23 protein-coding genes and 1 tRNA gene are annotated in these 24,919 nt (G+C 63.1%); 11 read left to right on the plus strand and 13 right to left on the minus strand.

The annotated features are described in order from the left end of the window. Positions 1 to 39: 39 nt before the first annotated feature. Together AC1DX6_RS27630 and AC1DX6_RS27635 are read right to left on the minus strand one after the other, a co-directional pair. Positions 40 to 825 (minus strand): ThuA domain-containing protein, encoded by a 786-nt coding sequence (locus AC1DX6_RS27630; protein WP_477319254.1) that lies wholly within the window; start codon positions 823 to 825, stop codon positions 40 to 42. Between the two features lie 196 nt (positions 826 to 1,021). Further along, positions 1,022 to 2,551: a DUF2778 domain-containing protein gene (locus AC1DX6_RS27635; protein WP_477319256.1), complete on the minus strand. Its 1,530-nt coding sequence runs from the start codon at positions 2,549 to 2,551 to the stop codon at positions 1,022 to 1,024. 429 nt (positions 2,552 to 2,980) lie between these two features. Here AC1DX6_RS27635 and AC1DX6_RS27640 point away from each other — a divergent pair, with 429 nt between their 5' ends. After that, on the plus strand, positions 2,981 to 4,501 hold the full coding sequence (locus tag AC1DX6_RS27640; protein ID WP_477319258.1) for a winged helix-turn-helix domain-containing tetratricopeptide repeat protein: 1,521 nt from the start codon (positions 2,981 to 2,983) through the stop codon (positions 4,499 to 4,501). An 11-nt stretch (positions 4,502 to 4,512) separates the two neighbouring features. On the opposite strand, the gene AC1DX6_RS27645 is transcribed toward AC1DX6_RS27640, so the two are convergent. Next, positions 4,513 to 4,842 (minus strand): hypothetical protein, encoded by a 330-nt coding sequence (locus AC1DX6_RS27645; RefSeq protein ID WP_477319260.1) that lies wholly within the window; start codon positions 4,840 to 4,842, stop codon positions 4,513 to 4,515. A gap of 339 nt (positions 4,843 to 5,181) precedes the next feature. Here AC1DX6_RS27645 and cueR point away from each other — a divergent pair, with 339 nt between their 5' ends. Beyond that, a complete protein-coding gene (cueR, locus tag AC1DX6_RS27650) occupies positions 5,182 to 5,574 on the plus strand; it encodes a Cu(I)-responsive transcriptional regulator (RefSeq protein ID WP_477319262.1) in 393 nt (130 codons plus the stop codon). Then, positions 5,571 to 6,122: a cytochrome c gene (locus AC1DX6_RS27655; protein WP_477319264.1), complete on the plus strand. Its 552-nt coding sequence runs from the start codon at positions 5,571 to 5,573 to the stop codon at positions 6,120 to 6,122. The genes cueR and AC1DX6_RS27655 overlap by 4 nt, the downstream gene beginning before the upstream one ends. A gap of 286 nt (positions 6,123 to 6,408) precedes the next feature. Here the strand turns inward: AC1DX6_RS27655 and AC1DX6_RS27660 are convergent, their stop codons facing one another. Next, positions 6,409 to 7,341, minus strand: a complete 933-nt coding sequence (locus tag AC1DX6_RS27660) for a dimethylarginine dimethylaminohydrolase family protein (RefSeq protein WP_477319266.1) — start codon at positions 7,339 to 7,341, stop codon at positions 6,409 to 6,411. Between the two features lie 10 nt (positions 7,342 to 7,351). Continuing rightward, positions 7,352 to 8,956 (minus strand): zinc-binding metallopeptidase family protein, encoded by a 1,605-nt coding sequence (locus tag AC1DX6_RS27665; protein WP_477319268.1) that lies wholly within the window; start codon positions 8,954 to 8,956, stop codon positions 7,352 to 7,354. A gap of 84 nt (positions 8,957 to 9,040) precedes the next feature. Here AC1DX6_RS27665 and AC1DX6_RS27670 point away from each other — a divergent pair, with 84 nt between their 5' ends. Both AC1DX6_RS27670 and AC1DX6_RS27675 read left to right on the plus strand, forming a co-directional pair. Beyond that, positions 9,041 to 9,937: a LysR substrate-binding domain-containing protein gene (locus AC1DX6_RS27670; RefSeq protein ID WP_477319270.1), complete on the plus strand. Its 897-nt coding sequence runs from the start codon at positions 9,041 to 9,043 to the stop codon at positions 9,935 to 9,937. Positions 9,938 to 10,010: 73 nt separating this feature from the next. Continuing rightward, the gene (locus tag AC1DX6_RS27675; protein WP_477319272.1) at positions 10,011 to 10,685 is read left to right on the plus strand and encodes a helix-turn-helix transcriptional regulator; all 675 of its coding nucleotides are present in this window, start codon (positions 10,011 to 10,013) and stop codon (positions 10,683 to 10,685) included. A gap of 46 nt (positions 10,686 to 10,731) precedes the next feature. On the opposite strand, the gene AC1DX6_RS27680 is transcribed toward AC1DX6_RS27675, so the two are convergent. Continuing rightward, on the minus strand, positions 10,732 to 11,850 hold the full coding sequence (locus AC1DX6_RS27680) for an epoxide hydrolase family protein (RefSeq protein WP_477319274.1): 1,119 nt from the start codon (positions 11,848 to 11,850) through the stop codon (positions 10,732 to 10,734). A 254-nt stretch (positions 11,851 to 12,104) separates the two neighbouring features. Between AC1DX6_RS27680 and AC1DX6_RS27685 the strand changes: the two genes are divergently transcribed. The 4 genes from AC1DX6_RS27685 to AC1DX6_RS27700 all read left to right on the plus strand — a co-directional run bounded on the left by AC1DX6_RS27685 (position 12,105) and on the right by AC1DX6_RS27700 (position 16,046). Further along, on the plus strand, positions 12,105 to 13,196 hold the full coding sequence (locus AC1DX6_RS27685; RefSeq protein WP_477319276.1) for an ABC transporter ATP-binding protein: 1,092 nt from the start codon (positions 12,105 to 12,107) through the stop codon (positions 13,194 to 13,196). A gap of 83 nt (positions 13,197 to 13,279) precedes the next feature. Then, complete coding sequence (locus tag AC1DX6_RS27690) at positions 13,280 to 14,395, plus strand: ABC transporter substrate-binding protein (protein WP_477319278.1); 1,116 nt, start codon at positions 13,280 to 13,282, stop codon at positions 14,393 to 14,395. Between the two features lie 11 nt (positions 14,396 to 14,406). Continuing rightward, on the plus strand, positions 14,407 to 15,240 hold the full coding sequence (locus AC1DX6_RS27695) for an ABC transporter permease (protein ID WP_477319280.1): 834 nt from the start codon (positions 14,407 to 14,409) through the stop codon (positions 15,238 to 15,240). Beyond that, complete coding sequence (locus AC1DX6_RS27700; RefSeq protein WP_477319282.1) at positions 15,240 to 16,046, plus strand: ABC transporter permease; 807 nt, start codon at positions 15,240 to 15,242, stop codon at positions 16,044 to 16,046. Before AC1DX6_RS27695 ends, AC1DX6_RS27700 begins: the two co-directional genes overlap by 1 nt. A 24-nt stretch (positions 16,047 to 16,070) precedes the next feature. Here AC1DX6_RS27700 and AC1DX6_RS27705 read toward each other — a convergent pair whose 3' ends face one another. The 7 genes from AC1DX6_RS27705 to AC1DX6_RS27735 form a co-directional block, all read right to left on the minus strand. Next, entirely contained in the window at positions 16,071 to 16,724 is a 654-nt protein-coding gene (locus tag AC1DX6_RS27705) for a suppressor of fused domain protein (protein WP_477319284.1), read from the minus strand. 91 nt (positions 16,725 to 16,815) lie between these two features. Continuing rightward, positions 16,816 to 17,604 carry a 2-keto-4-pentenoate hydratase gene (locus AC1DX6_RS27710; RefSeq protein WP_477319286.1) on the minus strand — a complete coding sequence of 263 codons (789 nt, stop codon included), beginning with the start codon at positions 17,602 to 17,604 and terminating at the stop codon, positions 16,816 to 16,818. A 51-nt stretch (positions 17,605 to 17,655) separates the two neighbouring features. Beyond that, positions 17,656 to 18,510: an arylamine N-acetyltransferase family protein gene (locus tag AC1DX6_RS27715; RefSeq protein ID WP_477319288.1), complete on the minus strand. Its 855-nt coding sequence runs from the start codon at positions 18,508 to 18,510 to the stop codon at positions 17,656 to 17,658. A 276-nt stretch (positions 18,511 to 18,786) separates the two neighbouring features. After that, positions 18,787 to 20,226, minus strand: a complete 1,440-nt coding sequence (locus tag AC1DX6_RS27720) for an FAD-binding oxidoreductase (RefSeq protein WP_477319290.1) — start codon at positions 20,224 to 20,226, stop codon at positions 18,787 to 18,789. Positions 20,227 to 20,506: 280 nt separating this feature from the next. Then, positions 20,507 to 20,866, minus strand: a complete 360-nt coding sequence (locus AC1DX6_RS27725) for an ArsR/SmtB family transcription factor (RefSeq protein ID WP_477319292.1) — start codon at positions 20,864 to 20,866, stop codon at positions 20,507 to 20,509. A 298-nt stretch (positions 20,867 to 21,164) separates the two neighbouring features. Next, a tRNA-Arg gene (locus AC1DX6_RS27730) sits at positions 21,165 to 21,241 on the minus strand. Positions 21,242 to 21,305: 64 nt separating this feature from the next. Beyond that, on the minus strand, positions 21,306 to 21,611 hold the full coding sequence (locus AC1DX6_RS27735) for an ETC complex I subunit (RefSeq protein WP_477248127.1): 306 nt from the start codon (positions 21,609 to 21,611) through the stop codon (positions 21,306 to 21,308). 157 nt (positions 21,612 to 21,768) lie between these two features. On the opposite strand from AC1DX6_RS27735, the gene AC1DX6_RS27740 reads away from it, so the two are divergent. Together AC1DX6_RS27740 and AC1DX6_RS27745 are read left to right on the plus strand one after the other, a co-directional pair. After that, complete coding sequence (locus tag AC1DX6_RS27740) at positions 21,769 to 22,968, plus strand: flavin-containing monooxygenase (RefSeq protein ID WP_477319294.1); 1,200 nt, start codon at positions 21,769 to 21,771, stop codon at positions 22,966 to 22,968. 92 nt (positions 22,969 to 23,060) lie between these two features. Continuing rightward, a complete protein-coding gene (locus AC1DX6_RS27745; protein WP_477319296.1) occupies positions 23,061 to 24,671 on the plus strand; it encodes a M20/M25/M40 family metallo-hydrolase in 1,611 nt (536 codons plus the stop codon). Positions 24,672 to 24,919 lie beyond the last annotated feature (248 nt).

Raw genomic sequence — 24,919 nt, forward strand, 5'->3', positions numbered from 1 at the left:
CAGACGGAAAGCCGTTGCGCCCGTTTTTCTGGAACTGCCTTAGCGGAAGCCGGCCTCGCCCGCGGCGTGAAGTTTGCCGCCGCGCTCGACGATCGGTTCGATCGCCTTTTCCACCGGCACGTTCGGCGCATCGAGGATCGTGGGGTTCGAGCCCTGCGGGTTGTGCGCCCAGTTCACGGCGTTGCGTAGCACCTTCTGGACATTGGCGTCGTGATAGGTCGGATAGGTCTCGTGGCCGGGCCTGAAATAGAAGATGTTGCCGGCGCCCCGGCGATAGGTCAGCCCGGAACGAAACACCTCGCCGCCCTGGAACCAGGAGATAAAAACCGTCTCCAGCGGCTCCGGCACGGCGAACTGCTCGCCATACATTTCCTCGTTCTCAAGCTCGAAATACTCGCCCACCCCGGCGGCGATCGGATGGCTGGGGCTGGTCACCCAGAGCCGCTCGCGCTCGCCGGCCTCACGCCATTTCAGCGTGCAGGGCGTGCCCATCAGTCGCTTGAAGATTTTTGAGAAATGGCCGGAATGGAGGACGATCAGCCCCATGCCTTCCCAGACGCGGCGCGCCACGCGCTCGACCACTTCGTCGGCGACGGCGCCGTGATCCTTGTGGCCCCACCAGACCAGCACATCGGTTTGTGCAAGACGGTCGGCCGGCAGGCCGTGTTCGGGCTGCTCGAGGGTTGCCCAGGACGCGGAAATGCCGGGGTCGACATTCAACGCCTTGGCGATGGTCGCGTGCATTCCGTCGGGGTAGATGCCGGCGACCACCTCATTGGTCCGCTCATGGATATTCTCGCCCCAGACGACAGTGCGAATTGTCATGACTTCCTCTTGATCGTTTGAAGCTGGAGCCGCCGCGCTCCACTCATAGTATCCTCAGCCGGAATTGAAAACGCTTTCAATGCCGGCTGCTGACAATTGAGGGGAAAGGCGTAGCGTCGAGACTGTGGTCTCGGATCAACCGCGCGGAAAAAACCATTTCAAACAGGATGATAGAGGCTCATCCTGCTAAAATGATTCAGGCACCGCGCCCGTCCTGGGCGACCTGCGTCAAGGGCTTGGACATGCGCGGCACCACGACGAGGCGCTTGATCTTGCCCTTCTTGTAGGCCGAGAGGAAGCGGGCATAGTCCTTGAAGACGACGCAGCCATTGGACTCCGCCCGACCGCCGCGCAACATGTAGGTGTGGGCAAGCAGGCCGTTGCGGCCATATTTGTTGTTGCCGCCCACCGGTGTGAGGCGGATCGCCTCGACGCCGTGGAAGCGCGATTCACGCAGCTTCAAGTCATAGGTGTCGGGCGGCGTCGGACCGGTGTTCTTGCGGTCGACATAGCGCGGCTGGTCGACCATCGCACCCAGCCCGGAATGTGCCTCGAGCCGCGAACCATCCGGCATGTAGACGGTCTTGGCCGAGATGTCATAGACGGCGACGCCGTTGCCCATGCTGGGCTTGGTGAACAGGTTGCGGAAGACTCCACCCGAGCCGCGCTCGGGCATGTCGGGCTTGGCATAGGCCAGCATCTCGGCTGCTTGGGCCTTCGACCGCTTGGTCGGCTTGCCCTGGCTGGCCTGGCTGCTGCCGATGCCTGGCACGATCGGCTGTGACGAACTGCGCGGCGACAGCACGCCGGGTAGCGTGTCGACCGTTGGCGCATCGGCGGTCTGGACCCCGGTTGTCTGGGCCTTCGTTGTCTGGGCCTTTGCCGCCTTGGGCGATTGGACCTTGGCAGGAGCTACGGCCTTGGGGGCTTCGACCGGCTGGTCGATTTCCGCCTGCGGACGCCGGCCCGGCAACGGCATGTTGTCCGGCAGGTCGTCCTGTGGCGGCAGCGAGGCTACCTGAACCTCGGCGGGCTGCGGCTCCTGCACCGCAACAGGTTCGACAGTTGCCAGCGCAACCGATGGCGTTACATCGACCGTCGGCAAGGCATTGGCGAGCGCCAGCGCCAGGCGCGACGAGCGTTCGATCTCCGCCACCTCCGGCCCGAAGCGTGCCGGTGCCGGACCGTGCTTGTCCGCTGTACGCACCGGCTCAGCAAAGCGAGCGTCCGTCGGCAGGCTGGCAACCATAAAGGGTGCGCCAGAGGGGTGGGAAGCGGCGCGGGCGAAGGCGGCAGCCAGCTTTTGCGGCGACAGTTTCGCTTTCGCCACCACGCCGTCGAAGCGCGCGTCACGCGGCGTGACCAGTGCAATGGCATTTGGGGCAGCAGGCGCGTCACTGGTTGAAGCCGCCGGCCTCAGCCGCGCCATCTTGCCGTCATGCGCGAAGCTCGACGCCAGGCGCAGGCAAGCGGCGTCGCATTGATTGAGCAGAGCCACCTGACGCTGCCGGCTTGCCGCCAGCGCCGGCGCCCAGGAATTGGCAAGGGCGCGCCGGGAATCGGCGAGCGCGACGGTGTGCGGCAGAGCCAGGCTTTGCGGAAGACTGTCGGAAGCGGCGGTGAGCGAGGTCCCCACCGAATAGAGGCCGGCCATGGTCGCCATCGACCATAGAACGACCGCGGCGCCAACGGCCGGAATCGCGACCCAGCTCAGGCGGGGCCTCATCGAAGTCAATCCGGAAACTGGATTGTCACCCCGGTCTTTCAAACGCACAAACGCCATACAACCACTCTCAATCGGCTGCCGGCTGCGGTCTCGCAGCCGTGACGATCACAGTTCGCCTTGGTGCCCCCTGCACCCTTCGCGTCTGTTGCCGATTGATTCAAAAGATGGACAAGTTTGGTTAACCAATCACTCTATCGGTCGCCGATTGCACCGCGATTGATGCCAAAAAGCGTCCTCCCCGGCCGTCAAAATGGCCTAAATCCTCTCCGTTAACGACTTTGCTGCCCTTTTTTGGCGGCCGAGTCAAGGAAACCTGGCTTGGGGCTTTTGCAGGCAGGGGTCCCGTCGAGGGTTGGAATGCCGCTTTGCGTGGCGCAAAGTTGGGTTATTCTCGACCCTGCGCGGCAGGGGGAGCATGTAGGTGCAGCCATGTCAGTCGTGCTTGACGATCAGGTCTTTCAGTTCGGCGGCTATACGCTCGACCTCGGCCGAGGCACGCTGCGTCATGCCGACAGACCGGCGTTCCTGCGGCCCAAGGCCTATGCGCTGCTGACGCTGCTGGCCCGGCATATGGGCCGCGTCGTGCCCAAGTCGGAAATCATGGACGCGGTGTGGCCGGGCGTCTTCGTCACCGAGGATTCGCTCGCGCAGTCGATCCGCGAGATCCGCAAGGTGCTGGGCGACGAGCTGGTGCGCACGGTGTCGAAGCGCGGCTACATGCTGGCTGCGGAGGTCGAGACGGCGCCGGAAATCGGCTCGCAGCCAATCGTTGCGGTGCTGCGCTTTCGCAACGAAAGCGGCAACCCGGCCGACGATCCGATCGTCGACGGCTTTGCGGAGGACATTATCAACGGCCTGGCGCGTTTTGGCACCGTCACTGTGCTGGCCCGCAATTCGAGCTTTTCCTTCGCCTCCTATGCGCGTTCGGAGTGGCCGCTGATCCGCTCACGCATCGGCGCCGATTATCTTGTAGAAGGTTCGGTGCGCCGGCAGGGAGAGCGCATCCTGGCCGCCGTCAACCTTGTCGACGCGGCCAATGCGAGCCAACTCTGGGGCGATCGATACGAAGCCACCGACGGCGGTTTCTTCGCCATCCAGCAGGATATCATCGAGGACATTGTCGGGCGGCTGGCAAGGCGGGTGAGTAATGCCGGCCTGCAGCAGGCGTCGCGCAAGCCGGTTACCAGCCTTGCCGCCTATGAACTGGTGCTGCGCGGTGTCGCTTTGCTGCGCGACCCTGCCCAGACCGACCTCGAAGGCGCAAGGACGTTTTTCGAGGCAGCCATCGCCAAGGACCCAGCCTATGGGCCGGCCTACACGTATCTGGCCTTGTCCCATGCGCTCAAAGGTGAGTTCGGGAAGACGAGCCACGCGGTGCTGGCCAAGGCGCGCGACCTCGCCGCCAAGGGGCTGGCGCTGGCGCCCGACCAGGCGACCGGGCATCGCATCCAGTCGCTGGTGCGCCTCTACATGCGCGACCACGAGGCCGCCGAACAGCATCTGCGGACGGCGCTTGAGTTCAATCCCTACGATGCCGAATGCATCGAGCAGATGGGCCTGGTGCTGACCATGCGCGGGCGGCCGCTGGAAGCGCTGGGCTGGCTGGCGCGCGCCATCCGCATCGATCCGCTGCACCCGCACTGGTATCAGTTCGATCGCTCGCTGGCGCTTTACATGATGGGTGATTACCGGCCGGCGGCGGAAGCACTGGAGCTCGCTACACTGCCGACGCCTTGGATCAGGACGCGGCTTGCCGCCTGCTACGCTCAGCTCGGCGCCATGGATGAGGCGAGCCGGCAAGCCAGCCTCATCAACGAAAGCGACCCTGATTTCTCGCCGGTCGACTATGCGACCAAGGCAGTGCCGTTCGAGCACCCGGCCGACGCCGCGCATCTGGCGGAGGGCATCCGACTGGCGCTTGGCGTGAAGGCTGTGCCCAGGTCGGGCTAACCTGGGGCGGGTCAATCGACGACAACGACGATATAGCGCCCCTGGTAGGCCCGGTAGTAGGTGCCGCCACAGCGCCAGACCTCGAAGCCGTTGACTTTGGTGCGGACGCAGCCGGCGGGCAAGGTGGCGACCCAGGCCGTGGTGTGCCTGAGCACGCGCCATGTGGCGGTTCGCCGCGCGACGCCTGCGGCACTACGGGGCGTCCAGGGCTGGCCGACGCGGGCCTCGGCCTGACCGACCAAGGACAGCGAGGGCCCGACGGTGGCTATTTCGGCGATCGTGATTGCCATCGCCAGGCCGATCCCGAGGGACGGGATGCGGCGGAAAGGTACGGTCATCATTTTCATGTCTCCTAAGGGTTGAGTTGGTTGTGTCATCGCGGCCAGGTCGTGCATTCTGAAAGCCCTGCCGTTTTCCGGATGCCGCGGCGTTGCCGCCGCGGCCTGTTCGTGGTCGTTTCAGGCAGCCAGTGCCGAAGGCTCAACGATCGGCTCGATGTGGCCGGCGGCCGGCTGCATCGATTGCGCCTCCGGCGGCCGACGCGCTCCTATTTGCGCGATGCGAGGCGACAAATCCCGATCGGGTTCTGAAAAAAATCTGAAAATTGTGACGTAGCGGCAGCGTATTGACCTTCCAGTGGCTGGAAGGTCTAATCTCCTGGGCAAAGGAGATCTCCAGCCATGAACATCGGCCTCGCATCCGAAAAATCCGGCCTGCCTTCGAAGACGATACGTTACTACGAGGACATCGGCCTTCTGCGCCCGGCCCGGACAGACAATGGCTATCGTGATTACTCTGCGGCGGACGTCCACCGGCTGCGCTTCCTGCAGCGCTCGCGCAGTCTGGGGTTTTCGGTCGACGAATGCCGCCAGTTGCTGTCGCTCTATCACGACAAGGACCGCGAGAGCGCCGATGTGAAGGCGGTCGCGCAAGCCAAACTGGTGGAGATCGACAGGAAGATCGCCGAGCTGACAGGACTGCGGCACCTGCTGCATCATCTGGTCGAGCACTGTCATGGCGACGAGCGGCCGGACTGCCCGATCATCGACGAACTGGCCGGCCAGGTTCAGTGAGGCCTGTTGCCATCGCCGCGATGCTGGCGTTTGCCTGCGCTGCCGTGGCTGGCGCCGCTGCCGGCGGCGAGGCGATCGTCCTTGACCGCCAAGCCTCGATGAAGGAGATGGCGGCAGCCGCCAAGACGATCGCCGGGATGTTCGACGGCAGACAAGCCTATGACGCCGCGGCCTTCAAGGCGGCGGCGGAAACCATCCGCGCCCGCACCGGTCCTGCCCTCATTGCCGAATTCCCCGGCGCCTCGCTGGGCGCGCCTTCGGGCGCCAGGCTGGAGATAGATCAGGCCCGGCCGGAGTTCGAGGCGCTGGCCCGTCACATCGGGACGCTGGCGAGCGCTCTGGCCACAAAGGCCGGGCAGGCGCCGGCCGGCATCACCGACGAGATGAGAATGGGTTCCGGTCTGGTGATGGGCGGCGGCAGCTTGCTCGGCAAGCGGCCGGGTGCCGTGCAAGCCGATCCCGCCAAGCTGCCGGCGGAGCATCTCCTGCACCTCATCCTGCAGGATTGCTCGAGCTGTCACTCAAAGTTCCGGCAAAAGATTCAATGATGGTCGATTTTGCGGGACCCAGCGGGCCGACCGTCGATACGAAAAAGCCCCGCCGTTCAAACCCGGCGAGGTCAACTCCGAACAGTGTGCCGCTTAAACTGGCACCCGTGCCCTCAGGTTACGCTCAAGGCACCTTCGATGCGCCGCCGGCGGCAAGCGATCCGAGCTTTCCCGCCTTGCGCAGCTCAGGCTTTTCGTAGGTTCTTTTCATAGATTCTCTCCTCGAATATGCCGAGTCTCGCCCTCTGACGGCATTGTGTCAATGTGCCGGAGGTCGGAAGCTACCTCAGGCCGGCTCGCGCTTCAGCGCCTGCGCCATGCAGTGGATGCCGCCGCCGGTTTTCGAGATCTCGCTCATGTCGATCGCCGCCACCTCGAAGCCGCGCGCCTTGAGCTGGCCGATCAGCGTCTGGCTCGACGTCGGCGCGATCACCCTGTCCTTGCCCAGCGACATGAAGTTGCAGCCGAGCGCCATCGTGTCCTGGAAGGGCACGTCGATGATCTCGTGGCCCTTGCCCTTCAGCCAGTCGACGATGCCGGGCTCGGTGCAGGCGAGGCAGACCGCGGTCAGTTTTTCCGCAATCGGCACCACCATCAGGTCGATATGGACATAGTATTCGTCGATGAAGGCGATGCGAGTTTCCCAGCCTTCCTTGTCGAACCAGGCTTGCACCTGACGGGCACCTTCTTCCTGCGTGCGGGCGCCGCCGCAGCCGATCAGCACGACGCCCTCCTCGATGACGTTGAAGTCGCCGCCCTCGAAGGTGCCTGCGGTGACCATGTCGTAGATCGGAATGCCGAGTTTTTCGTAGGTGCGGATGGCGGCATAATTCTCACCCCGCCGCCACCAGTTGGCCATGGCGGTGATGAAGGCCCCGTAGGGTGTCATGACACTGGAATCGCGGGAATAGACCTGCATCGGCAGTTCCGGCGTCGGCTCGTGCCAATGGATGTTGACGCCGAAATGCTCGTAGGCGGCGACAAGGTCCTTGTGCTGCGCCTGCGCAATCTGGACGTTGCAGGGCGCTTCGCGCAGATGTTTCCTGGACAGTGAGCTGGTCGAGAGGTGGCGCAGGAAATTCGGCGAGCCGAGCAAGACATCGGTCAGCACATCGGTCTCGTTGGCAAAACCCCATGATGTCAGCGGCTTGGTGCCGCCGGCCGGGTTGCGGCGCTGCAGCGAAAACGGCTCGGCGACGATGCGGTCATGAACGGTCATGGGGTTCTCCTCATAGGGCGGTTTGGGATGATTGATTGCTCGGGATCCACCAGTCGCGCCCGCGCTGTGTTGTGACATATTCCGGCCAGCGAAATCCAATCGGCGGCTCGTAGTCGCAAAGCGGCGCGATCCAGTTGGTGCCGCCAATGCCGCCGCCGGTGCGGGCGACGAATTCATCCATCGCCGCGTCGCGGGCGGCCTTGTCCTCGAACAGGCGCAAGGCTGCGAGCACGATCGTGCGTGAGGCGCAGGCAACCATCGGATCGATTGTGGCGGGAATGCCGCCCAGCGCATTCATCGCCCAGGACGGGTAGGCATGGCCATTCTCCGAACGCAGCGCCGGACGGGCGACATAGAACCGGGCCGTTGGCGTATGCCACGACATGTCGGTGTAGTCGTCGGAGGTCGAATTGAGCTGCGACGGCGGCAGGTCGCGGCGCAGCAGCGCTTCGGCGTCCTGCGGCGCAATCAGCCGCTCCAGCTCGGCGATGAACGGTTCCTCGGTCGCCACCCCACCGGCATTGACCTGAATTTCGCGCGCAACCGCCTTGGCTGTGTCGTCCCAGCGCGGCGGGCCGACTGTCGACAGCGCTTCGTAGGCAATCGTTGCCATGGCATGGTTGGCCAGCCCTGGCCGCGATTTCGACACCCAGTGCCGCTCGTACCGGCAGCCGCTCATCGCGGCGGCGGCCTCGGCATTACGGTCGAGCACTGATGTGACCTGCTCGGCCATGGCAAGCGTCGGCACGCGGATCATGTACTGGATCTCGGCCAGCCCAGCCGGCAGATTGTCGGCAGTCGCCTGGCCGGCGGTCAGGATCGCCTCGCTGATCGACCAGCCGCCCTGATGCGGCAGCATGGAATCGCGCAGTGCTTTTGACGCCATGTACATCATCATCAATGCGTCGTTGGCGCCCGGCGCCCTCACCGCCGAGTGCGCCTGCGGGATGGGTGCGCCATCGCTTGCGCGAACCCAATTTTCGGGTTCGTCGCAAACAAAGCGGTAGATCATCGCGTAGGCGGCACCGCAATGCGTGTCCCAGCGCGCCGTATTGCAGAGCGGCAGCATGTAGAAGGGATGGAAGGAGATCATGCCGGCAAGGCCGTCATAATAGCCTTTTGCCGCATGAATCGGCTTCGATCCGCGCACCTTCTCCGCCGGCTCGCCAGTGAAGCGCAGCGTGCCCGCAATACCGTGGCGCTGCATCGCCGCCTTGGTTGCCAGCAGACCGCCAAGGCTGGCAATGCCGAGCCCCGAATGCGGATCGGTGTGGCCGCCGGCCTCGACGCCGAGGCCCGGACGCGGCCGTTTCACCGTTGCCGCATCCTGGCAATTGCCGGGCACCGCGTCATATTCGGCGTAGAGGCCGACGGTCGGACCGGGGCCGTTGGTCCAATGGGCGCAAAAGGCGGTCGGCATGCCGCCGGAGCCTTCCTCGACCGAAAAGCCCTCGCGCTTCAGCCGTTCGACATACCAAGCAGCGGATTGGTATTCTCGCCAGGCGGTCTCGCCGAAATCGAAGATGGTGCGCGTCCACGCCGACAGCGACGGCTGGATGCCATCCAGACAGGCAAGCGCGGTTGCTTGTGCCGATGTGGTGACCGCTTTCTCCATGGCGAGAGAAGAAAGCAGTGAAGCGGCCTGCCAAAAAGTGATATGTTTTCCCGGTTCCTGCAAATTCGGTTCACCTGAGGCCTCTTGCGAATACCCTCCACTCAAGCGCTGCGCGCCCTCGACAGCTTCGCCCGCCACGGCAGCGTGTGGCGGGCCGCCGACGAACTGCACCTGACCCGCAGCGCGGTCAGTCATCAGTTGCGGCTGCTGGAACGCGACCTCGGCTTCGACCTGCTGGAGCGCATCGGCAAGGGTGTGGCGCTGACGCCGCGCGGCCAGCGCTACGCCAGCGACGTGCGCAAAGCGCTCACCGTGCTGGGCGATGCGGTGACGCGCCATGCCGGCACCGGCGTCGGCGGCTCGTTCAGCGTCTCCTGCACGCCGGGCTTCGCCTCGCTGTTCCTGTGCACGCATATCGGCGAGTTCCGGCAGATGTATCCCGATGTCGCGTTGCACATACTGACGCCCAGGCGGCTCGAAGACGTCAGCAATCCGGACGCCGACGCCTTCATCGCCTTCGGCGTCGGCAACTGGCCGAACCGGGCGGCCGAGCTGTTGTGCGAGATTTCCTTCACGCCGCTCTGCAGCCCTACTCTGCTCAACAAGGTCGGCGGCTTTGCCAAGCCGGCCGACGTGCTGCGCGCCAATCTCCTGCATCTCGGCGACACCGAGGACTGGGCGCGCTGGCTGGCGCTGTCCAGGGTCGAGAACCCCGACACCGAAGGCGGCATCTTCTTCTCGGACATGAACCTCGTCTTCTCGGCGGCGATCGCCGGCCAAGGCATCGCCATGGGCGACGAACTGACCAGCCGCCGGGCGCTGAGCGAAGGCCGGCTGGTGCGCCCCTTCGACATCGCGATCAAATCGCCGCGGTCGTATTTCCTGGTTTCGGAGCATGCCAAGGCGAGCCATCCGGTGCTGGTGGCGTTCGGGGCGTGGCTGAGGTCGAAGCTGTCGGAGAACAGGGTCGAGCCGTATTGACGCCGGCCGGGACTATGGCGGCGGATGCAGATCGGCAGAGCAATCTCGAACGTATTTCAACGCGCTGACAGGCATGACGCAGAAACATACGCATCGCTCCTCGCCCCATCCCTGGATCGACAGGGTTTGGCAGACGGTCTGCCTGGAGGATGGGGTCTACAAAGCGACTCCCGATGGCTCCTGGGATCTGATCCTGAGTGTCTCTCCCGATGGGCAACCGACGATCTTCCTGAGCGGGCAGGCCACCGAGCCGGTCGATGTTCCCTACCGCGCCGGCGAACATTCGGTGGTCATATCCTTTGCGGCCCATGTCTACCTGACGACGGACAAGGAGGTTAGAATCGGTGCTGCGATACGGTTTTTGCCGGTTGAGGGCGAGGTCTTCGTGCTTGACGGCGTTGAACTTCCATTGCCGACCTTCGGCAATGCCGAGGATCTCACCGAGATGATGGTTGCGGCACATCTACTGCAATCCAATGACCTGGTCGCCAAGGCATTCACCGGGAAGCCCAAGGCCGCCTCGCGACGCTCGGTTCAGCAACATTTCAAGAAGACGACCGGGATAACCCAGAAGTATTTTCAACTGATCAGGCGGGCGCAGGAGGCTGTAAGGCGGTTGAAACTGGGCGACAATTCAGCCGCTGTTGCAGCTGATCTCGGCTACACCGACCAACCGCACATGATCAAATCCATCAAGAAAATCATGGGGCATCTGCCCTCTGATCTCGCCCTGGTCCATAAAATCTGAACACCGGGGCAAGACAGGCTTGCCCCGGCGAGCACGAAACCGCGCGTTATTTGTTGAGAAGCGCCGCAAACCGCCTGATGTCGCCGGCATAAAACGCCGGATCCTCCCAGGCCGCGAAATGGCCGGCGGTCTCCATGTCGTGGAACTGAACGACGTTACCGGAGGTCTGACGCTCCGCCCATTCGCGCGGCAGCCGCACGCCGCCCGGGATTGGCGCCTCGGTCGCCACGGCGACCGGAACCTTGGTGTCCAGCCCCGTGATGGTTGGCGGCTGCATGGCGTTCTTGTTATAGATGCGAAACGATGAGGCCGCTGTTTCGGTCAACCAGGTGATCATGATGTTGGTGAGCAATTCGTCACGTCCGAACCGCGCATCCGCATCGTCTCCCAACCCCATGCCGGCCATGAAGCTCATGATCCATGCGGCGAGACCGACAGGGGAATCATTCATGGCGAAGGCCAGACTTTGCGGCTTGGTGGCGTGCACGAGATTGAACGCGCCATGCGCGAAGAACCATCGCTGAATGGCACCGGCATAGGCCTGCTCCGGCTGGCTCAGCGAGGCGAAATCAGTCGTGTGGTCGGGATAGCCGACATCCGTGACATGGTAACCCAAAAGCTTTTCCGGATGCCGCTGGGCCAGCGACATGGCAATCACGGAACCTCCATCGCCGCCGGCAGCGATGAATTTTCCATAGCCAAGCACATTCGTCATGAGCTTTGCGAAGATGTCCGTGACCTTGTCCATCGCCAGCGCGGTCTTGCCGGAGAAACCGGTTCCCGGGATAGATGGAACGACGACTTGAAAATCCTCCGATAGCGGCTCGATCACCTTGTGGTAGCGGTAGAAGGTATCAGGCCAGCCATGCAGCAGAAGCAACGGCGTTGCATCCTTCTTCTTCGAAGGGTGATGCACGAAGTGGAGTTCGACTCCATCGATGTCGACCTTGAAATTGTTGAGGGCGTTTATCGCCGCCTCGGCCTTGCGCCAGTCATAACCATTGATCCAATGGTCGGTCAGCCGCTTCATGTAGGCAAGATTTGTACCGAGCATCCAGCCGGCATCCGCGGGCTCATCCGGCCAGCGCGTATGCTCAAGCCGAAACTTGAGGTCGGCGAGCTGCGATTCAGGGATGGCGACGGTGAAGGGGGTCGGGGTGGCCATGGACGTATTCTCCTGTGAAAATTCTCGGCGTTTCCGCAGTGGTTTCTCGGCTGCGTTGATGTGACCAACCTATGGGCAATGGCGGAAAACCGATTGTAGAAATACGCAAACTTTCAGCGCGTCCTCGAAGCAAGGGACACCCACCCAAAACCCGCCACCCGTGAATCAAATTTGCCGATCAAGCGAAAACTATTCGGTTGCGGTGAGGCCGCGCCCTGCCCTACGATTTCATTCTACGTCAGGGAAAGGGCAGGATGCAGCAACCCGGCCGGGCCGCAGAGATCAAGGCAATCGGGATCGGCAAGAGCTTTGGCTCGTTCCGTGCGCTGGACAATCTGTCGCTGAATATCGGCCGCGGCGAGTTCCTGACGCTGCTCGGCCCCTCCGGTTCGGGCAAAACCACCTTTCTGATGATCCTTGCTGGCTTCGTCCAGCCGAGCGATGGCCGTCTCTACAGCGACGGTGTCGACATCACCGACCGGCCGGCCGAGCAGCGCGCCGCCGGCATGGTGTTCCAGGGCTATGCGCTATTCCCGCATATGAGCGTCGAACAGAACATCGCCTTTCCGCTCAAGGTGCGCAAGAAACCGGCGGCCGAGATCAAGCGGCGCGTCGGCGAGATGATCGAACGCGTCGGGCTGGTCGGCCACGAGAAGAAACTGCCGGCGCAATTGTCCGGCGGCCAGCAGCAGCGCGTGGCGCTGGCGCGTGCTTTGGTGTTCGAGCCCGGCGTGCTCTTGCTCGACGAACCGTTCTCGGCGCTGGACAAGGGGCTGCGCGGCCAGATGCAGGCCGAGATGAAGCGGCTGCACCAGGAGAGCGGCACCACCTTCGTCTTCGTCACCCACGACCAGAGCGAGGCGCTGGCGCTGTCGTCGCGTGTCGCCATCTTCAACCACGGCAAACTGCTGCAGGTCGGCGCGCCGGACGAGGTCTACGACCGGCCGGACAACCGCTTCGTCGCCGAATTCCTCGGCGAGATCAACATGCTGCCGCTGAAGGGCGTCAAGCCCGCCGACAATGGCTCGACGGGCCTGTGCGAAGACCGCGCGGTCTCCATGCACTGCAAGGCCGAGAAAGTCCGTGGCGACGCCATCCTGGCGATCCGCCCCGAATACATGTCGATCGCGCGTGAAGCGACCGTGGGCGAGAACGGCATTGCCGCCACCGCCATCGCCTCGACCTATCTCGGGGCTGCGACGAGGCTCGACCTGACCACCAAGCAAGGTGCCAAGGTGACGGTCTCGGTGCCGAACGAGGTCGCCGCCGCGGCACTCAGCAAGGGCAATTCCGTCTGGCTGACCTGGCCGGCGGAAAAGGGTTTCCTGCTTCCGGACGGGAGATGACGACTTGAGTGGCGAGCCTTCGAGCGATGATTCGAAGGTTCGCGCCAACTATCTGAACCACCAACAAAAAAAGGGGAACTGACATGACAAATGAAACCAAGAAAAACTCTATCGAGGCGCTGTCCGCCAGGGCCGTGCGCGGCGAGATCTCACGCCGGCAATTCACCCAGCTCGCCGCACTGGTGCTGGCCGGCACGCCGATGCTGCTGCGCTCGACGGGCGCCTTTGCGCAAGCCAAGGAACTGGTGCTGGTGAACTGGGGCGGCGACGCCATCACCGCCTATGACGCAGCCTATGGCCAGGCCTTCACCAAGGACACCGGCATTGCCGTCAAGATGGATGGCTCAGGCCCGACCGAAGGCGCCATCGCCGCACAGTTCAAGAGCGGCGCGCCGACCTGGGACCTCGTCGACGTCGATCCGTTCTCGGCCATCACGCTCGGCGCCCAAGGCATGCTGGAGCCGATCGACTACGCCATCGTTGACAAGAAGAAGATGCGCGAGGGCTTTGGCTGGGAATACGCCGCCTCGACCTATTTCTTCTCCTATGTCATCGCCTACGATTCCGAGAAATATGGCAAGGACGCGCCGACCGGCATGGCCGACTTCTTCGACGTGAAGAAATTCCCGGGAAAACGCTCGCTCTACAAATGGGGCGTGTCGAGCTGGGAAGCGGCGCTGCTGGCCGACGGCATCGCGCCGGCCTCGCTCTACCCGCTCGACCTCAAGCGCGCGCATGACAAGATCGCCGCCTTCAAGGAAAACGTTGTCGCCTATTGGGGCGGCGGCGCCGAGAGCCAGAGCGTGCTGCTCAACGGCGAAGCCTCTATGGCCATCGTCTGGTCGACCCGCGCCTCGCTGATCGAGCAGGACTCGGGCGGCAAGATCAAGTTCATCTGGGACCAGGGCCTGATCTCGCCCGGCGCGCTCGCCGTGCTCAAGGGCAATCCCGGCGGCAAGGACGCAGCGATGAAGTTCATCGCCAGCGCCCAGGATCCGGCAAAGCAGCTGGTGATGTTCGACAAGCTCGGCCAGGGCCCGGCTAATCCGGCCGCCGACGCGTTGATCCCTGCCGACAAGAAGCGCATCAACCCGGTCGATCCCGAGAACATGAAGAAGCAGATCGCGCTCGACATGGACTGGTACGCCAAGAACTACGGTCCGGCGCTCGACGAATACACCAAGATCATCTCCGCCTGATAAGGGCGAAGATGAGAGGTTATCTCTCCGACAGGATGGGCGCGGCGCTGTTGATGGCGCCGCTGCTCCTGTTTCTGGTTTTGGCCTATGCCTGGCCGTTCCTCGGCGTCGTCAAATGGAGCTTTACGCTGCCGACGCCAGGACTAGGCCAGTATGGCGCGCTCGCCACCGACGAGCTGGTGCAGTCGGTGTTTATCCGCACGCTGCGCATCGCGGCCATCGTCACAATCATTTCGGTCACCGCTGCCTATGCCATCACCGTGGTTTGGGTGCGTGGCACGCCGGTGCAGCGCGTGATCGCCGAATTCTGCATCCTGGTGCCGTTCTGGATCTCGGTGCTGACACGCGCCTTCGGCTGGGTGGCGCTGTTGTCCAATCGCGGCCTGATCAACACCTGGCTGCAGGCGATCGGCTTCATCTCCGAACCGCTGGCGCTTGTGCGCAACGAATTCGGCGTCATCGTCGGCATGACGCATTTCCTCATTCCCTTCGCCGTCTTCCCGCTGGCATCGGCCATGCGCAGCCTCGACGACCGTGTGCTTTTGGCGGCGCGCGGGCTGGGTTCCAGCCGCATGCGCACCTTCTGGTCGGTGTTCGTGCCGATGACCCGTTCCGGCATCATCGGCTCGGCGATGATCGTGTTCGTGTTTTCGCTGGGCTTCTTCGTCACGCCAGCGATTCTCGGCGGCGGCCGCAGCGTCATGATCGCCGAACTGATCTATCTCAGGATTTTCCAGAGCCCTGACTGGGGCCTGGGTGCGGCGATCAGCGTCGTACTGGTGCTGTTCGTCGGCGCGCTGATGGCGCTTCTGTTCCGCTACGTCAGACCGAAGCAGTTGATCTGATGCCGACCTATCGCCCCGGTCCCGCCTCGCTTGTTATCGCCGCCTTCGTCGCGCTGTTCCTGCTGATGCCTCTGCTTGCCGTCATCCCGGTGTCGCTGACACCGAGCCGCATGCTGGCGATGCCATCAGGGGAGTTGTCGCTGCGCCACTATCGGGCGCTGATAGAGGATCCGCGCTGGATCGACGCGATCCTGCTCTCGATCCGCATCGGCATCGTCAGCAGCGCCTTTTCAACCGTGCTGGCGCTGTGCTTCAGCCTTGGTGTGTGGATGTTCCAGCCGCGCTTCACGGCGGCGCTGGTCGGCTTCGTGCTGTTGCCGATGGTGGTGCCGCCTGTCGTCTCGGCGATCACGCTCTACTTCCTGTTGACCTCGATTTCGGGTTTCAGCTCGTTCTTCGGCTACGACACCTGGCTCGGTGTCGCCATGGCGCATGCGGTGATGACGGTGCCTTTCGCCACGGTGCTGATCCTGGTGTCGCTCAGCCAGCTCGACCGCCGCATCGACCTTGCCGCGCGCGGCCTCGGCGCCACGGTGTGGGAGCGCGCCACGCGCATCATCATGCCCAACATCAAGTTCGGCATCATCACCGCCGCACTTCTATCCTTCGTCTTGTCCTGGGAAGAGATCGGCGTCACGCTGTTCATCACCTCGGTCAACGCCATCACCTTGCCCCGGCTGATGTGGATGGGCCTGCGCGACAACATCGACCCGGCGATCGCGGCGCTGTCGGTGATCCTGATCATCATCACCGTGCTGGTATTGGCGGTGCGAAGTGTGGTGGTCAGGCAGCGTGGAGGACATTGAGGGCCGCCGCAACGAATCCTTCGACTAGATGATGGATGCTCGGTGCGGATCAGTCACCGGAAAGAAACCAAGTGGCTGCAGCCGATTGGTGAGAGCGTCGGTGCTATTCTCCTTTGCGAAGTCTCTTTCGCGGTCTGTGACACCGGTAAAGGTCAGGAACCCGACCTGCCCTGAGGGCAAATTGAAATCGGACGGAAGGGAACTGGCGCGCGAAAGGATCACGTTTCTGATCAGGCAGTTTTCCTTTCCGTCGATCGGCGATCCGAGTGGAATTCTATTACCTTCTGCCAGTGGCTCACGGCCTTCGAAATAACCGGCGCTCAGAAGCAAGTCGTAAGCCAGCAGGTTTTGCAGGCAGCGGATTGCCCAGTCGCCGCGCTCGGTGGTGGCAAGGATAAACTCAATCCCGGCTCCCGACTGTGCGCTTGGATCGTAGGCATCGTCTTCCTGGTCCCACGGATTTGAATGGCCTGAAGTCACATAGAGCCAGTATGGCCTTTGTTGCGTCGGGCCGAATTCAAACACACCGTAGAATGGCCACGTGGAATCGATCTCCTTGAGGCCGAATTTACGCGCAAACAACTCAGGCGAAAGCGTGAAGATGCCGCGTTGCTCTCCTCCGAAGAGGGTCGGATAGATTTCCTTTTCCCGGATTCGCCAGACTTCCTCCAGCCCCATGATTGATCCCCCAAATCCAGACTTCTCTAGGTAGCCGCAACGAAGGACTATATTCCCGATCTCGATAGTGCCGGCAAGAGGCCGCCGAGCACTAGACAAACCGCACCGAGACGCGGCCAAACCTGCCCAGATCGCCGATGACCTCGTCGCCGGCCTCGACGCTTATCGGCGTCACGCAGGTGCCGGTTATCACCACCTGTCCCGGCTGCAGGGCTATGCCAAGGCCCGACAGTTCATTGACGATCCAGGTGAGCGCGATACGCGGATCGCCCAGTACTGCTGCCCCGTTTCCCTGATGCTGCGACTTTCCGGAAACGGAAGCCACCACGGGGTGCTTGGCAAGATCCACGTCGCGCCAATCGTCATCCGTCGCCTCGCCGATGACAAACAGATTGGCGCAGGCGTTGTCGGCGATGAGCTGCGCCGCCCCGACAGCGCAGAAATCGTCATATCGCGAGTCCGGTATCTCGATCGCCGGGTGCAAGCTCGCCACGGCATCCATCACCTCAGCGATTTCATAGGGTTCTGGACGAGGCGGCAGCTGGCGGCCGAAACGGAACGCAAATTCGATCTCGGCCACGCGCATCTTGCTCGTCGCCAGGGAAACGGTGCCGCCGACCTCAACCGCTTTTTCGGCCAGCAGACGCCCGGCCATCGGACCGTCGACGTTGATGTGCCTTTGTCCGGCCAGACTGGTTGCGGCAATCTTCCAGCCGAAAAGCGGCGCCACCGAGCGATCCGTCACATGCGACTGGATGGCGTAACCTTCGATCCGCGTTTGTGGCCGCAACGCCTGGGGTATGGCGTCGAGACGGGTACCGTTGTCCCAGTGACGAACCAACAACTGCGACGCGGCTTTGGCTTTTTCTGAATCGAGCATCGTCAGTTCCGGAAATCCGTGGGGTAAATGATGTCGTCGAGATGCGCCACGCTAAGCGAAGAACGGATGAGGCGCGCCGCGCGTCCCTCGTTGTTCCATATGAGCGAGCGCCGTTTGCAAATTGGTTTCGGAAAGATGGAGACCAAACTCGTTCGCAAGCACATCGCGAAACCCCTCGATGCCGGTGATCGTAAGCCGTTCTACCTCACCTGATGGGTATCGCCTATTGAAGCGCGAGTTAAACAGGGTCAATCGCATCCTATTTGGTCCGGGACGCGCAGCGATCAGGTTGTTGAGGTATGGGCTCTGCGGATGACTGGCGGTGAACCAGTTGCAAATCTCGTACTCGGCATCGACACGAGGCAGGAAGACAACCCTGTAGATATGCTCCCATCCGGTGCCCAGCTTGGACTGCAGCACTAGCTCATCCCCCATCTCCAAAAACCGCATGACCTCGTGGGGTGTCTCCTGCTCTTCCTGCGTAAAGAGCTTCAGAGCGGTTGTCGGCGCAAGATTTCCAAACCCGACGTCCGCGAGGAACGAGCCCTCCGGCAGTTCCACCCGCAAAACCATGTGCAGCATGGGTCGAGGCGCATCGATCTCCAATCCGCGCACCACGCGAGCTTGAAGGCTTGTCACCTTGTATCCGAGCGCCAGCAAGCCGGCGCGAAAGAGCATGTTCTGTTCAAAACAGTAACCGCCTCGTCCGCCAGAAATGATCTTGGCCTGCAGCGAGACGGGATCGAGAGCGGGAGGGATATCCAGAAGAACGTCGATGCTCTCGTAGGCAATGGCCGTCGCGTGCGCGGTCACCACCGCCTTGAGTGTTTCCAACGTCGGCTCGCGCGACCCGTCGTATCCGATACGGGAAAGCCAAGCGTCGATGTTGAACTGGCTGTCTGGCATTGGGGCCTGCCCCTCGCTCGCATCGGCCAAGGGTGCCAATGAAACAGGCCTCGTTCAAGCCAAAAATCGGTCCCGGGGTTAATGGAATCCAGACAGGATCGAAGCTGCGACCATCGGCTCGGAAGGCTTCGCCAGCCGTGCCGATGACGCGAGGATCAAGGCCCGGCGGGTCATTCGATTGCCGGCCACGGGGCGTTCCGAACCGAAGCTCATTGCGGCAAAATCGGTTGCGATATTCGCTCGCGCAAATCTCCGGTCCGGGACACGCTTGCCGCCTCAAGCGGCGCGCAGGCCTTCTTTCGGCCGCAGATTCTGGTTCATGCGGAACAGGTTCTGCGGGTCGTAGCGCTGCTTGATTTCCAGAAGCCGGCGATAGTTGCCGCCATAGGCCGCTTCGACCCGATCGACCTCATCCTCCGGCATGAAGTTCACGTAAGCCGTGCCGGCGGCATAGGGCTTGGTGGCCTCGTAGATACCGCGAGCCCAGTCGATGCAGGCCTTGTCCATAGCCGGTTCGCGCCAGCGGGCGTGGACATTCATGACGAAGTGCGAGCTGCGCTGCGGAAACGCCGTTGCATCTGCTTTGACGCGGCCTGCCGCACCACCGACATGGCCGAAGAAGACTTCGCATTCGGGGCCGGGAAGCCTGGTAATCGCCGCGGTGGTGACGCCAATCGCGCCGTCGGAAAGCTCGGTCAGGTCATGGCTCTTCCAATAGTTGCGGGCGCCGGGCGCCAGTAGCGGGTCGAAGGCCTGCTGCCAGCCGGTGAACGGGTTGGGGCCGACGACGTCCGCAATCGGCGTGCCGATGGCGCGAAGCTTTTGCGTCGCCTTTTCGCCCGCCTGGATGTCGCCGCAATAGCACATGGCCAGAACCAGCACCTCCTTGCCATGCCACTCGGCCGGCAGGAAGGGCAGCGGCGGCGCCTGCCGCATGACCACCCAGCAGGTCAGTTCGTCGGGCGCGGTTTCAAGCGCCTTGCGATAGTCGCGCAGCACCTTTTCGGCGTCGGCGAAGGGATGGACGACGAGCCCCGACAGAACCTGCGGACCCATCTGGTGGAGCTGGAACTCGAACGCAGTGACGATGCCGAAATTGCCGCCGCCGCCGCGCAGCGCCCAGAACAGGTCCGGATTGTCCTTCTGGCTGGCGCGCAGCAACTTGCCATCGGCGGTAACCACATCGGCTGAAACAAGATTGTCGATGGTCAGGCCGAATTTGCGGGTGATCCAGCCGAAGCCGCCGCCCAGCGTCAAGCCTGATATGCCTGTGGTCGAGTTGATACCCGTCGGCACCACAAGGCCAAAGGCCTGCGTTTCCCGGTCGACATCGACCAGCGTGGCGCCGGGCCCGACCCATGCCCGCCGCGCTGCGACATCGACCCGCACCGACTTCATCGCCGAAAGGTCGATCATCACGCCGCCATCGCAAACGGCACTGCCGGCAATGTTGTGGCCGCCGCCGCGTACGGAAACGAGAAGCCTGTTTTCCCGGGCGAAATTCACGGCACTGATGACGTCGGAAGCGCCGACGCAACACACAATCAGCCCGGGCCGCCGGTCGACCGTGGCATTCCAGACGGTGCGGGCTTCGTCGTAAGCGGCATCGCTCTGCTGAAGGACTGTGCCGCGCAATTGCGCCGAAAGCGCTTCAAGTGCTGCGGCGTCGACGGTCGTCTTGCCGCGGTCAAGCGTGGTGAGGCTCATGCTGTTCATGGTTTCCTCCCGATTTGCTTATGAGCCGTTCTCCCTCCGCCCGCTTTGAACTGTGCGCCTATATTAGATGTCGCGCAAGTTCGACGCGGACCGCGTTGCGCCTATGTTGGCGCCCAACGATGTTCGGTCTGGCCGGTATTGAAGCCCAACGCTGGAGGGGCGCAAAATCGATGAAAATACTGGCGATCAGCGCCGAGATGGCGCCGAATTCGACTTCGCGCGTTAGCGACAGTGAAGTCCGGCCTTGAGGCCGGCCACCCAATCAGGCCGATGCCTGGTCTCAGGCTGCTTTCGCCTGGCGCAGCCTTTCGGCGACGTAGCGCGGAGCCTGCCCCCAGAGCGGTGTTTCCGTCACCAGAAAGCCATCCAGCATCGCAAGCAGTTCGCGCGCCGCACCGGATGAGGAGGAATAATAGACCATCTGGCCGTCGCGACGGGCGTCGACAAGGCCGAAGGCCCGGAGCTTGGCAAGATGCTGCGACAAGGCCGATTGGCTGAGCTGGACTTGCTCTGCAAGAACGCCGACCGAACGTTCGCCGGCGGCCAGATGGTTCATGATCAAGAGCCGCTTTTCGTTTCCCATCAAGTTGAGAAAGGCTGCGGCAGTATCGGCATTGGCGATAAGTTCTTTCGAGATCATCGATTTCCTATGCTTTCGCGCTCGCATGACGCCATGGCGCCAGCAGACCTCTGGATTCACCGTTGCGATGGTTTCGTCGGTCTCGCCCCATCGGCACAATCAGACTAAAGTCTTATCAAGTATCAGACCAAAGTCTACCAGCACTGCGTTCCTTCTACAAGACCATAACGATTTCCGCCGGCGGCCTGCCTTTCAGGGCAGCACGCAAGAAGGGTGCAGACGTCCACTTCGAGCTCGCGGAAAACAGGGGAAGACGTTGGAACTTTTGACGACGCCTGAGCCAAGCCATTGAAATATATGGCGATCCCGACAGGATTCGAACCTGTGACCATCGGCTTAGAAGGCCGGTGCTCTGTCCAGCTGAGCTACGGGACCGCTGGGGCCGGCCCAGGGACCGGCTGATCTTTCCTTTGGCGCTGGCGCCGCACGGCGATGCCGGTCAATGCGTCCAGGGCGTCCTGCGGTCATAGCGGAAATTCTCCGCATAGGAAATCTGGCGGCGCTTGGTTTCCTTCGGCTCTTCGACGCGGAAGGCGAGCCCTTCCTTTTCGGCATAAGCCACCGCTTCTTCCCTGGTGTCGAAGGTCAGCCTGATCTGGCTTCTCATGTCGCCGGAGGTCGTATAGCCCATCAGCGGGTCGATCTTCTTGCGCGATTCCGGATCGAATTCCAGCACCCAGTGGCCGGTCTTGGCCTTGCCTGACTGCATCGCGGTTTTGGCTGGGCTGAAAATGCGCGCGGACATGGGCACCTCGTTGCTGGGTCAAGGCGGCTGCGCCACCTTGTTTCCGTCAATACTGTGCAATGATCCCGGCGGCAAGGCTTTGCAACGGCGGCGCATCCCGCACCTTCGCCAAGCGGCATCGGCCAGATACACTGGCGTGCCAATCAAGGCTATGGTGATGGCGGCGACAAACACAGACCTGGAAGCGGGTATCTTGCACGCCCTAACCGACCAGCAAGCGATTTTTGATGGCGTGATCGTGATCGGCGCCGGCGCAGCCGGACTGACAGCGGCCCAGGCGCTGATCAAGGCCGGCCTGCCGACGATCGTGCTCGAGCGGGAAAACCGGCTTGCCGAGCCCTGGCACCGGCGGCACGAAAACCTGCACCTCAACACGCATCGCGATCTCTCGGCACTGCCCGGCGTCACCTTTCCCGCCGACACCCCGGCCTTCCCACACAGGACCGCCGTCATCCGCCATCTGAACACGTTCAGCGCAATGCACCGGCTGCCGGTCGAGTTCGGCGTCGCGGTCGAGGAGGTCGTCTTCGACGGCGACCACTGGCTGGTGCGAACCAGCGGCGGGCCGCGACTGGCACGCCACGTGGTGATCGCCACCGGGCGCGACCGGGAGCCGTTCCTTCCGCAGTGGAAAGGCATGAAGGATTTTGCCGGGCGGATCATCCATTCGACCGATTTCGGCGCGGCCGAGGACTATGCCGGCAGACGAGTGCTGGTGGTCGGCGCCGGCAACTCCGGCTTCGACGCGCTCAATCACCTGGCGAGCGCCAACACCGCACAGATCTGGCTGTCGGCGCGACACGGCCCCGCTTTGTTGCCCAAGCGCATAGGCCAGATCGCCGTCCACCGGTTCTCGCCACTCCTGGCGCGCCTGCCGCTCAGGCTCGCCGATGCCGTGATGGCGGCGACGCAGCGGCTGGTCTTCGGCGATCTCAGCAAATTCGGCTTGCCGCCAGCGCTTTCGGGCGGGGCAAGCCGGCTCACCTCGGACTATACGGCGATCGCCTCCGACGACGGCGCCGTTGACGCCATCAAGGCCGGCAAGATCATCGTCGTGCCACAAATTCGGGAATTCACCCGCGACGGCGTTATCCTCGACAACGGCATGCTGATCCAACCCGATATCGTCATCGCCGCGACCGGCTACCGCACCGGGCTCGAGACCATGGTCGGCAAGCTCGGCGTGCTCGACGGCAAGGGCGTGCCGCTGTTCAACGGCGCCGGCAACGACCCGAAACTGCCCGGCCTGTGGTTCACCGGCATGCGGCCGAGCATTCGCGGCTGTTTCGCCAACGCCCGCATCCAGGCGAAGGCGATCGCCGACGGGATCGGGCGCCTTGAACTTTCGCGGCTTTGACTTCAAACTTCGCGAAAAGACATTCAGGCTGGAGACGCAGCATCGACCGGGCCCAACGATTGTCCAGCCGCGCCAGGAACTGGGCCACGACATTGACCCTGCAGCAGAGCGTCACCGGGACGCCCGGCGAAGCCGCGTTCGGACCATGGCTTGCAGCAAGGTTGCGCGGCGATCCGGTCTTTGACGGCGCCGAGATCTGGACGATCCCGGTAGCCGACGGCGATCCGCGGCAATGCGTGGCAATGTTGATGCGCGGCAGCGGTCGCGGCACGGTCATTCTCACCGGCCACTACGACACGGTGTCGATCGACGACTATGGCGATCTGCGGCCGGTGGCGACCGATCCCGAGCGGCTGCTGGACGGCTTGCGAAAAAGACTGGCTGAACGTGCCGATACACCGGCTGCCATGCGGGCCAAGGCCGACTTTTCGACGCAGGATTTCCTGCCGGGGCGCGGCCTGCTCGACATGAAGGCTGGTCTCGCCGCCGGGCTGGCGGCAAGTGCGGCTTTCTGCGAAGCCGTCGTCAAAACCGGCAACCTCTTGTTCCTTGCTGTCCCGGATGAAGAAAACAATTCCGCCGGCGCGCGGCGTGCGGCACAGGAACTGCCGCGGATTGCCGGGGAACGCGACCTCGATTTCGTCGCCGCGATCAATCTCGATGCCATCGCCGATGACGGCGACGGCAGCGAGGGCCGCATCATCGCGCTCGGCACCGTCGGCAAGGTGCTGCCGACGGCTTTCGTCGTCGGCATTCCGGCCCATAGCGGCTTTCCGCTGAACGGCATCAACGCGGCAACGCTGGCCGCGGCAATCGCGGCGCGCGTCGAATGGGCATGGGAATTGACCGATGCGCAAGCCTCCCTACCGGGCACGCCGCCAAGCCTGCTCAGCATGCGCGACGGCAAGTCCGGCTATGACGTGACGACACCGGCGACGGCGTTCGTTACCTTCAACGTGCTGAACTATCGCCGCACGCCGGCCGACGTGCTGGAGCGTTTCGACCGGCTTTGCCGGGAGGCAGCGTCATCCCATTTCGACCAGTTGCGCCAGCGCATCGCCCAGTCCGGCCATGCCGGTTCCGCCAACGCGCTGGGCACGGCGATCCCGATCCATCGCTACGAACAGGTGGAAGCGGAGGCGGGGCGGGTCAATCCCGGCAACCGGGCAGAATTGCAGGCGACCGGCGTTTCGCTCACCGCCAGCGGACTGTCGCTGCCCGAACAATGCCTAGAGATGACCGAGCAGGCGTGGCGTGTCAGCCGGCTGCCCGGCCCGGCTGTCGTCACCGGGTTCGGCTCGATCCCTTATCTGCCGACCAATTTGTCAGACAGCCCGGCCGCCGCAAGGCTGCGGGCCATTGCGTTGGCGACCGCCGCCGGCGCGCAGGCCCGCTATGGCGTCGCGGTCGGCTGCACCGACTATTTCGCCGGCATTTCCGACATGAGCTTCCTTGGCGAGGCAGACGAAGGCGACATCGCGGTCGTCGCCCGCAACACGCCGATGTGGCAGGCCGCCGTGCGCTGGCCGGACAAACACGGCGTCGGCAACATTCCAACAATCAATGCCGGCCCATGGGGGCGTGACTATCACACACCGCTCGAAAGGCTGCATGCCGGCTATGCTTTCGAAGTGCTGCCGCTCCTGGTCGCCGACCTTGTCGCAGCGCTTCTTGGGCCGAACGCGACATCGCCGATCCTTTAAGGACAAGGTACCGGCAATCAGGCTCAAACCCCAGCGGATGCATGCAAAACATCGATAATTGCATGCTTGTGCAGCAGGTCTCGAAATTTTTCAGGCGCTATGGCAAGTCAAAGTTAAGTAGTTCGGGCTAACGTGACTGCGGCCCTGTTCGGGCCTGGAGGCAAAACAGGTCGACGCGCAATTGACTTCTTTCAACACCAGCTTCGGCCGCATTCGTCAGGCCGTATTCTCGCCGGCCAACATTCCGG

The sequence above is a fragment of the Mesorhizobium sp. P2_C4 genome (genome assembly GCF_056404575.1).